This window comes from Halolactibacillus halophilus (genome assembly GCF_900115605.1).
Classification (GTDB): Bacteria; Bacillota; Bacilli; order Bacillales; family Amphibacillaceae; genus Halolactibacillus; species Halolactibacillus halophilus.
Map to the genome: position 1 here is coordinate 210,316 of NZ_FOXC01000001.1, position 11,114 is coordinate 221,429.

The following is an 11,114-nucleotide window of genomic DNA, read 5'->3' on the forward strand; positions in this document are numbered from 1 at the left end:
CGATTCCCTTTTTATTCTGTTTACATACCACTATCATTTTAACGAATATGCGACATGAATTGCAAGAATAAAGTTTTTTGTAAGCGCTTCATTAGAGAATTCAGATTATTTACCGCTTCTTTTTTAGTAGTGTTCAAACCATGTATTCATTTTCATAATAATATTTTCAGTCTTCTTTAAGTCTTTAAAACTCGGCAATTTCACCATCAACGCTTCTTTCGGCGCCTTTGTTTCTTCACCTTTTTTCTGCAAAATAAATAAACTTTTTTGGTGATCTTTTGCTTTAAAACTTTCTTCAGGTAATTCAAGTAAGCCTACCACGTGGGCACGCTCTTGAATCATTTTGTGTAGGTTCGGTGCTTGCTCACTGTTAAACAGATGATTTGGTACAACAGCAATCATAAAACCTTCCGGCTTAAGATATGTTAAGCTTTGTTCAATTAATAAGTGATGCGCGTATGTGTGGCCTTCTTTTGCTTGAACGTTGAATTCTTTCGCTCTTTCATCATCAGGATAATACCCAATTGGTAAATCGGCAATCACCACATCAACTGGGTCCAGTAATAATGGTTGAATGCTGTCTTGATGAAAAAATTCAATCTGGTGTTGTTGCAAGTCAGCACTTAGTAAACTGAGATCTAACATCGTTTCATCTACTTCAGCACCATAGGCCTTAACCGGTTTTGATAGTTGATTTATCACTGCTGTCAACATATTCCCTGTCCCAACGACTGGATCGAATAGGCGAATGTTTTCCTTTGAAGTCATAAGTTTTTCAACTAAATAACTGATATAAAAGCCAACCATATCAGGTGTGACCATGTACTTATCATATGTTGCCCCTTTAAAACTTTTTAATACCGCAAATTGAATCACTTTTCTAATCGTTTCTTTATCAGCTTGAAGTAAGCCGCTCTGTTGTAACTGTTCAACAAAATCTCGGTTCTCACCTGAGAAGTCGTTCTTTTCTTCTTCTTCAAGTAAGGATAGATTCAGTGTATGAACGAGTGCATCTAAGTACGTTAACCCTTCTTGGTCTTTTAACTTAGTAATTGAATCGTCTAATCGGTTAAATAATGTTTCAAATGTTTCCATGAAAACACGTCCTTTCTCAAGTTTCAAAGTATATCATATCTTTCACTTACTGACGAATGATTTGCGGTGAAACTTTTAGTCATACGTTGTTTATATGTTTAACCTCTCACATTTAAGGATATACTTTACTAACTTGTTTTAGTAAAGGATGAGAAAATTATGCTGAATATTTACCTTTATTTTAGTCACCGTTGTCAAGAAGATGGTGTTCTCCAAACACTTGAACCAATCATTGAACAATACCCGGTTACACTTACAGACAATATAAAAGAAGCTGACTATATTTTTTCAATCGGCGATGATGGACACTTTCTCCACACGTTACGTTCATGCAAGTTTCGAGCAGATGTTGTCTTCGTTGGTATCTCTCAAACAGAGGAAACGAACTTTTATACGACATATGGGATTCATCAGTTAGAAGACGTCATTAGAACCATTACCAATCAACCAACATTAACTAAACACGAATTGCTTAAAGTTCAGATTGATGGCAGCAAAGACTTATATGCGATCAACGAAGTGAGCGTGCGTTCAAGTATCATTAAAGCCATTGCCATCAATGTGTCAATTGATCAAACGCCTTTTGAACATTTTGTGGGTGATGGGATTATTATTTCCACACCAACAGGAAGTACTGGGTATAACCATTCTGTTGGTGGGGCTGTCATTGATCCCGATTTAGATTTACTTCAGATGACGAAAATTGCGCCCATCAATACGAATAAACATAAAACATTTCAAGCCCCACTTTGTTTATCAAGAGACAGAAAAGTAACCCTTGAAGTGATTCAAGATGGGAACGATTTCCCTATTATCGGGATTGATAATGAAGCCTATCCAGTCAATACAACGAAGAATATCCATGTCGAATTATCGAATCGTAACGTCACGTTATTATTTCAAACAAAGGATGCCTATATCCATCGATTAAAACATCTATTTATATAAGGCGGGATTACGGTAGACAATATTCCCATCAATGATGGTCATCTCAACCACAATATTAGCAAGGTCATCAGCATTCACTAGAAACGGGTTAGCTGCAAGGATGGTAAAATCCGCAGTAAAACCTGTTTTTATTTGTCCACTTGTTGCTTCTGTATTTGTTGCGATGGCACTTTTCTTTGTATAACTCTCAATCGCTTGATAGACAGTGAGTGACTCTTCTTTCGTGTAGCTTTTTTCATCAAAGATCGAACGTCGATTCACAAACGCTGCAATCCCTTTGAGCGGTGATACATCTTCAATTGGCCCATCCGAACTTCCTAATATAGGAACACCAGATTGTGCTAGCGTATTAAATCGGTATAACTGTTGGGCGCGTTCTTCTCCCAGACGATCGATGACCCACGGAAAATCTGAACTGACAAATAGCGGCTGAACATCTAACACAACCGGAACGTCTTGCATAAGCGCTATCGCTTTATCACTAACAAGTGAGGCATGAATTAGCCGGTCCGGCAACACACTAGTTGATGGGTATTGTTTTAATAATGTAACCAGTTTCTCGATAGCCCTGTCACCAATGGTATGCGCTGCAATCGCTAAGTGATGCTTTCGAGCCGTCTTAATTAGCCTTTCTAATGCTGCTTCTTCATGAATATATAAGCCTGAAGTTGCATCGTCATCACTATACGGTGCGTTTAACCACGCCGTTCGACCACCAAACGCCCCGTCGACAAATATTTTCATCGCACCAAATGTGTAATAAGGTGAAACTTGGCTTTTTAAAGGATCTGATAAATAATCCGTTAAGACATCATGGTGTACAAGCGCATGGGTTTTAAACGGCATTCTGCTTTCTTTTACATAGTTTTTAAAGGCCGCTGTGACTTTCCCATAACTCTCTGGACCAAAATAACTAAGGTCTTCGGTATGGCCGCCAACTAATCCTTTTGAGACGAGATGATCGATACTTAAACCAATCATTCGCTTTAAGTATGCCACATCCTTCGCTGGCTCACTACGCTTAATGAGCTCTTGAGCTGTATCTTTAAAATAACCGGTTAATCGTCCACTACCATCTTTTCCAATGTAGCCCCCCATCGGTGTTGGCGTCTCACGCGTGATGCCTGCGAGGGTGATAGCTAATTGATTGGCAACAAGCGCATGGCGACAAACCCGGGTCAGGACTATCGGGTGCTCCGCTGAAATCGCGTCAAGTTCTAATCGGTCAATAATACGTGTATCATCCCACTGATTATCATTAAATCCTTCAGCAATGAGCCATTCCCCCGGTTGTAATGTTTTAACTTTCTGTTCAATCGCCTCTAGCACCGCTTGCCGTGAATGAATTGTTGATAAATCGAGACGGTCGAGCTTTTCACCTAACCAAACCATGTGCACATGGTTATCAACAAACCCCGGAAAAGCTGTTGCTCCATGTAGATCAAGAATAGCATCTGTTTCTTTTATGTAATGTTTCGCTTCTGCTTTCTTACCCGCAAAAATTATCTTGCCTGCTTCAACGACAACTGCTTCAACTGTGTCCCCTTCAAAAGCCATCGTATAAAATGTCCCATTTATTATCAGTGTTCGCACGCATGATCACTCCGTTTAATTTTTACTTAAACGATAGCAGAATTTATGCAAAAAGAAAAGAGTAGCGTCTTATGAGCTACTCTTTTTTATCTTTTTTAGATTATGATTACCTGGGTACCTGATTACTGATTAATTTCTCAGTCATTTCATTCAACATTTCGTAATTTTTCTACCAGGACGATTTTGTCGTGCTATTGTATCTGGACTATGGTTCGCTTGTGCGATTTTAATTCCTTATCATGTCGTTTAGCTACTCTATTACTTTACTGTTAATCTATATCTTCGTTTTTAAAATAAATAATCTACTTCAGGTTCTTCGCTATCAAACGGTTTAATCGTGACAACTTCGGTATCATTGATACATGCTTCAATATCTGCTGTTAAATCAAGTAACCCTTCAAAATATTCCACTTTATCTTTTTTCGGTTTCGTTTTTGGCGCATTCGGTACGAATACCGTACAACAGTCATCAAACGGACGAATAGAAATTGGATAAGTACCAATCTCTTCAGCAATAGACATAATCTCACTCTTATCCATCGCAATAAGTGGTCGCATCATCGGATAATTGGTGATCGCATTAATCGCATGCATGCTTTCCATCGTTTGACTAGCCACTTGGCCTAAGCTTTCGCCTGTTGTGATGGAAAGAATATTATTTTTCGCGGCAATACGTTCGGCAATTTTTAACATCATCCGGCGCATCACAGTCATCGAATAGCCGTGTGGAATCTCACGGTGTAATTTTTGTTGCAAGGCTGTAAAGGGAACGATATGAACGTTAATCTCCCCGCCATATGTCGTTAATTCTTTTGTTAAGTCTAATACCTTTTGTTTCGCCGCTTCACTCGTATAAGGCGGGGAATAAAAGTGAATCATTTCAAGTCTTACCCCGCGCTGCATCATTAAGTAACCAGCGACTGGGCTATCAAAGCCACCGGACAGTAATAATAATGTTTTTCCAGCTGTACCAACGGGCAATCCTTTTCGCCCTGGGATCTTTTCTGATGTGACGTAAGTCGCTTCAGGTCTAATATCAACGTGTATCTCGACATCCGGTTGATGGACATCAACTGTGATACCTTCTGTATTTCTTAATAAGTGTCCGCCGACAAATTGATTCATTTGTTGCGAGTCAATTGGGAAGGTCTTGTCGGCCCGTTTTGTTGTGACTTTAAATGTTTTAATATTAGTCGCTTCAGTTAAAGCAAACAATGCCGCTTCCTTTATAGCTTCTTCCTCATTCTCGACTTTAATTGCCAAACTCATCGTCTGAATCCCAAAAATCCGTTGTAAAATCGGAATGAGTGGGGCTGGATTTACCCCATTTAAAAAGATGCTTAAACGGTCTCTTGTTGTTTTTATTTTAATATCTGGATAAGCTTTTAAATGATGGCGAATATTTTCGTGTAGTCGATTATAAAAGACTTTTCGATTTTTCCCTTTAAGTGATAATTCTCCGTAGCGAATTAATATATGATCATATTGCATAGTTTCTACCCCATAACTTGACTAAGATCTCTTAGTATTTTTTGTAGCGCTCGGTAAAAGAGCTCGATTTCTCCTTCAGAATTCTGATAAGAAAAGCTGATTCTTAAAGCTGATTTTGTTTGATCAGCTGGTAAGTTAATCGCTTTTAATACAGCACTTTCGTCCGGACTTTTTGATGCACACGCGGATTTTGTTGAAACAAAAATCCGACGTTCCTCTAATGCGTGCACAATAACTTCTGGTTTAAAGCCTGGTACAGAAAAGTTAATAATATGTGGTGCAGCATCTTCTGGTGTATTGATCACCACTTGTTTAAGTGTCGCTAAGCGTGACATGAGTTCAGCTTTTAAGGTACTTAAATGATTCGGATGATGCATTTGTTGTTCGCTCACCATCCGCATCGCTTTAACTAATGATACAATCCCAGCAATATTCTCTGTACCTGATCGTAAGTTCTTTTGTTGTCCCCCGCCATGGAAGAGTGGAAACAATTGCACATTTTCTTTTAAATACAACAAGCCAGTTCCTTTTAAACCATGGATTTTATGGCCAGATACTGACAACAAATCAATATGTGTCCCCTTAATATCTAATTCTACTTTCCCATATCCTTGTACATGATCGACATGAAAGAAAGTATATTTTTTTGTTGCTAAAAACTCTCCAATGGCTTGAACCGGTTGAATCGTACCGATTTCATTATTAATATGCATCACCGATACAAGAATTGTATCTTCACGCACGGCTTCTTTAATCGCTTCTACTTTTACAACACCTGATACATCAACCGGAACATAAGACACTTCAAAACCAAGCGTCTCAAGTGCTTTAAATACCTCTAGCACCGAAGGATGCTCAATTGTTGTGGTGACTAAATGTTTGCCATGTTTCTGGTAACGTAGGGCAATACCTTTGATTGCTAAATTATTTGATTCTGTTCCACCTGATGTGAACACGATTTCTTGACTACTAACACCAAGCATGCTTGCTGCTTGTTCATATGCTTTACGTAACAACTTGTCTGCATCATAACCCAGTTGATGTTGGCTTGACGGATTGCCGTAGTAATTTTCAGACACGGTTTGATAACTTTCAATAACCTCTTCATGCGGTTTGGTTGTCGCGCTATTATCAAAATAAATCATCAGTCGTTACTACTCAAAATATGGATAGAGGCACTTTATCACCTCAATCGAGTAGCCTCTCCTTTCTTCCTTAGAGACTTATCAACGATACTAGTATTTTCTCTAGCATCATTATAAATGATAGCTTTCTTTTCATACTTATAACAATAGTCATTCAATCATATTCCTTACTTAAATTCAAGTCATCACCCTGTTTTAACAGTCTTTAAATATAAAAGTGGCTGACTTTCATTAAAACAGCCTCAAACGATGATGACTGTTTGAGGCTTATACGTACGCTATTCACTTATTCCTAACGCAGTTAAAAGTTGGTCAACAGATACTGGTTGGTCTTTTTCAAAAGAATATAGAATATCATTCGTTGGACTACTTGCTTGTTCATAAATATTATCCGGTCTTTCATTTGTTGATTCATCATTTGTTAGTTTATTAGTTGCGGGTTGTTCGATTAGCTCAAACCGCTTTATTGAAGCAATGTATTCGGTATGCACTGGCACACTCGGTGCTTCAACTTCACGAAAACTAAATGTTGGTGTTTGTTGCACCACATAAATTGCACCAAACGCGCCCCAGATAGTTAAATTGAAAATCACCATGCTAATGATTGAAAAAACTTTCATCTCAAGTCCCTCCTGCTAAATCAGTAAGGTAACTCTATGCGTTCTTCTAATCGTTGAACCGCACCTGGTGCAATTTCTTCCAGCGCTTGAGCCGATAATTCTAAGGCTTCTTCATAATGTTCTTGATAGAAGAGTTGCTCCGCTTCAAGAAGCTTAGCTTGAAGCATCGGATATTGACTCCGGTAACGATTTGCATATTGAATTACTCTCTCTGTTAAATAAGCTTGTTCAATCATAAGTTGAACCTTCTCACTTAATATATCGACATTTGAGTGTAATTCTTTAATTTTTGTGTTCACTTGTCCCATGTTGAGTGGTTGTTCATGGAGAAGCTCTTGAATCGTCTCAATCAGGCCATGGTTATCCCTACATTGTTTCTTAATATAATCAGGAATCCCTGGCAAGTTGCTTTTTTCTAATCGTTTTTCTAAATTAAACAAGGTACGCTTTTTTGTCTCTACGACTTGTTTAGCTTCGAGTTCGTCACTTCTGATTGAGCGCACTTGATCCCTAAACTCGACATGTGATTCCTTAAACTTCTTCAAATCACCTTGGTTTAATTCTAATTGCTCTTTTAAACTTAAATACGTCTGATTGACGGATGATAAACTATTAAGCAATTGATTGTGATCTTTTTCAAGTTGATGCATCCATTTTTCAAGATTTTCGTAGAGTTCTAAATCAGACCCTTCCAGTAAATACGTTTGTTGCAGTGTTTTTACTTCCTCATCTGTTAAAACGAAGTCTTCACTTGCTGCTTGCACGTCTTTTGTAAACTGATCCATATGCTTTTCTAAGTAGTGTTTTGCTTTTGCTTCTTTTTCAAGCATGAGATAAATCTCCTGAATTCGGTCTTCTGCAGCTTGAAGCCAATCATATACAGCCGGCTCATCCGTTTGCTCAATTTGACTAATATACGTTTTCAGCTGTTTCTCCATATCTCTTAGTTCAGTCAATAACATATCATCATTGATCCGGTAACCTTCTCGCTTCATTTCTTTGATACCGTTTTTTAACTCCTGAATTTGTTCAGGTAAATCACGGTTCATCTTTTTATAAAGCAATGGAAACTCATCAATACGAAGACCAATCACCTCAAGTGATGCTTTAATATTTTCAACGTGTTGACGTGCTTCAAAATAATTCCCGTCATCACACATCGCATAAAATTCTTCGATAGCTTGTTGTTCCTGATCTAATGCTTGCTCGAAACGTTTTTCTGCTGGACCATATAAGTGTTGATTTTCTAATAAGACGTGACGCCATTCTTTCAAAATAGGTGTCACGGTTTCAATCGCTTGTCGACTTTGTTTTTCAGAATCTAATAAATCTTCTAATTCCTTCAGTATCGTTTTAATTGTCTCTTCATTTTTTGTTAGAATTGATTCAACCGTCGCTAAATTCTTTTTGGCGTACTTCACGCGAAAACGATCAGCTGCTTCTTCTGCATCAAATAAGTACTCTTCAATATCCGGTAATTCCCGCGTTAAAATATGATCCCATGTTTCTTTCCAATGTTCAAATCTCTCCTGCGTTTCACCTGAAAGGTTTAGTGCTTTCACCCGCTGCAATTCAGCACCAACTTGTCGGTGCATCACATCCATTTTCCATGCTTCCAGTTGATCCACCCGATCATAAATGCGTTTTCTTAAAATAAGCCCAATAATAATAACAATAATGGCGATTAAAACCGCGCCAATTATGTAAGAAGTAAAGTCCCCCATATAAATCCTCCTTCAATCCAGGCATGCTGTTTAGTCTGTCTGTTATGTATGACGTCACACATCATTTGATTGTTAAAATGTCCTTTTCAATCGTTATTCTTATCATACCATGAACAACCTATATTTGGCTAAAAAAATTCAAATTAATTCAGTTTTCACGTCGGTTTTTCTCGAAATGACAAATTCATTGCGAAATCAAGCTAAGCACGATATAATCACACAATAACTTAAGCTTAAACTAGGGGGATTACGATGTTTGAACCAACAGCATACAATGCAACGAAAGAAAAAAATTATCAGTTATTAATTAAGCAATTAGAAGCTCTGATTGAAGATGAACCAGACATCATCGCAAATCTTTCAAATAGTAGTGCGTTACTTAATCAATTCCTCGATGATGTCAATTGGGTTGGCTATTATTTAATGAAAGAAGGCGAACTTGTCCTCGGACCTTTTCAAGGTTTACCAGCTTGTGTCAGAATTCAAATCGGTAGCGGCGTCTGCGGGACAGCGGTCTCCAAACAAACATCACAACGCATAGAAAATGTTCATGCTTTCCCAGGACACATTGCCTGTGATGCAAACAGTCAATCAGAAATCGTTGTACCTATCATGAAAGATAAACAAGTGATTGGTGTGCTTGATATCGATAGCCCCTCACTTAATCGTTTTGATGACATGGATCAACAATATTTAGAACTATTTATTGAAACACTAGAAAAATACATCTAGCCAAAAAATTGAGCTATTTCACATTTGGGATTGACAGACATGCCAATTCATCATATAATAGACTTTGTGTAAAAAAAGGTAGCCTTTGTGAACCACCGATTGACTATTTTATTCCTTGGTCGATGAATAGACAAGGTGTATCGTGTAACTCTCTGCTGCTGGAGCGATGGTACATGAAAATAAAATGGCAAGCGATTACGGAACACATTATCTTGTTTTATGCAAAATATAATTATAAAGGAGAGAATGCACTATGGCTCGCTATACAGGTCCTGTATGGAAAAAGTCTCGTCGTCTCGGCATTTCATTAACTGGTACTGGTAAGGAGTTAGATAAACGCCCTTACGCACCTGGACAACATGGTCCAAACCAACGTAGAAAATTATCAGAATATGGTTTACAATTACAAGAGAAGCAAAAGCTTCGTTTCATGTATGGTGTAAACGAACGTCAATTCGTAACTTTATTTGAAAAGTCTTCAAAAATGCAAGGGGTACACGGTGAAAACTTCATGATTCTTCTTGAATCTCGTTTAGATAACCTTGTTTACCGCTTAGGTCTTGCGCGTACGCGTCGTCAAGCGCGTCAATTAGTAAACCATGGTCATATCACTGTTGATGGAAGTCGCGTTGACATTCCTTCATACAGCGTAACACCAGGTCAAGTTATTGCAGTACGTGAAAAATCACAAAAGCTTACAATCATTGCAGAAGCAATTGAAGTTAACGCTTTTGTACCTGAGTACGTAACTTTTGATGCTGACAAGCTAGAAGGTACTTACTCACGTCTACCAGAACGTTCTGAATTACCAGCTGAAATTAACGAAGCTCTTATTGTTGAGTGGTACTCACGTTAAGGGAAGTTTACCATCATTAACAAGAATAAAAGTCTTGAAAGTATTGATATATCAGTACTTCAAGGCTTTTTCTATTTAATTCAACAATGCAATAAAAAGTATTAAAATGAACCAGTTTCCGGCTACTTTTCCGGCTGTTTTTCCGGCTAAAAAATGAAGCGTGGGCATGCTTTTGAAAAGGAATACTTCTACACCTTTACGGCAATATTTAACGATGGCCACAGTGTGAAACTGTGTCTTTTTTATGCCCCTCTTTAACAATAACCGGCTAAAAGTAATTGCCACCTCGCTAGATCGTCCTGGTGTTACTGATATTTTGGCAAATGTAAAGACTAAGATATCACAAATATTCACGTCATTTAGCTACACAGTTAATTTTTTCATAACAAGTAATAGTTTATTCGTGATTATTTAAAACGCTTGTATAGGCCTTATATTGAATCACAGTGATATGTGTACCTGGCTCCATTTTTCAGCTAGTTCTTTCATATCCCAGAAAATCTATTGTGAATCAAGTTCATTTAGTCGTTTCTCAATTGCCATTTTGAGCTGTTCCTCTACATACTTTGAATCCACTTCAATATTAATCATATCATTATCCTCCTAGTCATGAATTAATCGTAATAGTGTTATTGATTCGCTTTAAATAGCCTGTTAACACATTCTTCACGGGTGTTGCATCACGTAATTAATTTAACGTATTTTAGGGGAAAGCAAAACGCATCTCCCTTGCATGTCAGCGCAAAATTGTGCTCATCACCAGTTATGTGGTCTCACACTCTTATTTTCAAACAATCTAATTACTTTACCATTTGTGTATTTGGCAATAGGGAATTGCGTTAAACGGCAATTAATTTTGTATGCCACTTGCCATCACTATCTACTCATGAATTAATGACTCTTTATAACG

Annotated in this window: 9 protein-coding genes; 3 read left to right on the forward strand and 6 right to left on the reverse strand. The window is 37.8% G+C overall.

Translation table 11 applies throughout. From position 1 onward, the window contains the following. Positions 1–123 precede the first annotated feature (123 nt). Complete coding sequence (locus BM098_RS01070) at positions 124–1,095, reverse strand: class I SAM-dependent methyltransferase (RefSeq protein WP_089829488.1); 972 nt, start codon at positions 1,093–1,095, stop codon at positions 124–126. Between the two features lie 159 nt (positions 1,096–1,254). Between BM098_RS01070 and BM098_RS01075 the strand changes: the two genes are divergently transcribed. Continuing rightward, on the forward strand, positions 1,255–2,043 hold the full coding sequence (locus BM098_RS01075) for an NAD kinase (RefSeq protein ID WP_089829490.1): 789 nt from the start codon (positions 1,255–1,257) through the stop codon (positions 2,041–2,043). Here the strand turns inward: BM098_RS01075 and BM098_RS01080 are convergent. From BM098_RS01080 to BM098_RS01100, 5 genes are all read right to left on the reverse strand, one after another. Further along, positions 2,032–3,636 carry an amidohydrolase gene (locus BM098_RS01080; RefSeq protein WP_143423356.1) on the reverse strand — a complete coding sequence of 535 codons (1,605 nt, stop codon included), beginning with the start codon at positions 3,634–3,636 and terminating at the stop codon, positions 2,032–2,034. The genes BM098_RS01075 and BM098_RS01080 overlap by 12 nt on opposite strands. A 288-nt stretch (positions 3,637–3,924) precedes the next feature. After that, on the reverse strand, positions 3,925–5,127 hold the full coding sequence (thiI, locus tag BM098_RS01085; RefSeq protein WP_089829494.1) for a tRNA uracil 4-sulfurtransferase ThiI: 1,203 nt from the start codon (positions 5,125–5,127) through the stop codon (positions 3,925–3,927). A 5-nt stretch (positions 5,128–5,132) separates the two neighbouring features. Continuing rightward, entirely contained in the window at positions 5,133–6,272 is a 1,140-nt protein-coding gene (locus BM098_RS01090; protein WP_089829496.1) for a cysteine desulfurase family protein, read from the reverse strand. A gap of 278 nt (positions 6,273–6,550) precedes the next feature. Then, positions 6,551–6,892, reverse strand: coding sequence for a hypothetical protein (locus BM098_RS01095; protein WP_089829498.1), 342 nt, complete (start codon positions 6,890–6,892; stop codon positions 6,551–6,553). Between the two features lie 20 nt (positions 6,893–6,912). Beyond that, positions 6,913–8,616, reverse strand: a complete 1,704-nt coding sequence (locus BM098_RS01100) for a septation ring formation regulator EzrA (RefSeq protein WP_089829500.1) — start codon at positions 8,614–8,616, stop codon at positions 6,913–6,915. Positions 8,617–8,868: 252 nt separating this feature from the next. Here BM098_RS01100 and BM098_RS01105 point away from each other — a divergent pair, with 252 nt between their 5' ends. Continuing rightward, positions 8,869–9,348, forward strand: coding sequence for a GAF domain-containing protein (locus tag BM098_RS01105; RefSeq protein WP_089829502.1), 480 nt, complete (start codon positions 8,869–8,871; stop codon positions 9,346–9,348). Between the two features lie 253 nt (positions 9,349–9,601). After that, positions 9,602–10,204, forward strand: a complete 603-nt coding sequence (rpsD, locus tag BM098_RS01110; RefSeq protein ID WP_089829504.1) for a 30S ribosomal protein S4 — start codon at positions 9,602–9,604, stop codon at positions 10,202–10,204. The last annotated feature ends 910 nt before the right edge of the window (positions 10,205–11,114 follow it).

Excerpts from the sequence above, each read along its gene's own strand:
- BM098_RS01070 (WP_089829488.1), bottom strand. The coding sequence starts at position 1,095 with ATGGAAACATTTGAAACATTATTTAACCGATTAGACGATTCAATTACT.
- BM098_RS01075 (WP_089829490.1), top strand. The coding sequence starts at position 1,255 with ATGCTGAATATTTACCTTTATTTTAGTCACCGTTGTCAAGAAGATGGT.
- thiI (WP_089829494.1), bottom strand. The coding sequence starts at position 5,127 with ATGCAATATGATCATATATTAATTCGCTACGGAGAATTATCACTTAAA.
- BM098_RS01090 (WP_089829496.1), bottom strand. The coding sequence starts at position 6,272 with ATGATTTATTTTGATAATAGCGCGACAACCAAACCGCATGAAGAGGTT.
- BM098_RS01095 (WP_089829498.1), bottom strand. The coding sequence starts at position 6,892 with ATGAAAGTTTTTTCAATCATTAGCATGGTGATTTTCAATTTAACTATC.
- BM098_RS01100 (WP_089829500.1), bottom strand. The coding sequence starts at position 8,616 with ATGGGGGACTTTACTTCTTACATAATTGGCGCGGTTTTAATCGCCATT.
- BM098_RS01105 (WP_089829502.1), top strand. The coding sequence starts at position 8,869 with ATGTTTGAACCAACAGCATACAATGCAACGAAAGAAAAAAATTATCAG.
- rpsD (WP_089829504.1), top strand. The coding sequence starts at position 9,602 with ATGGCTCGCTATACAGGTCCTGTATGGAAAAAGTCTCGTCGTCTCGGC.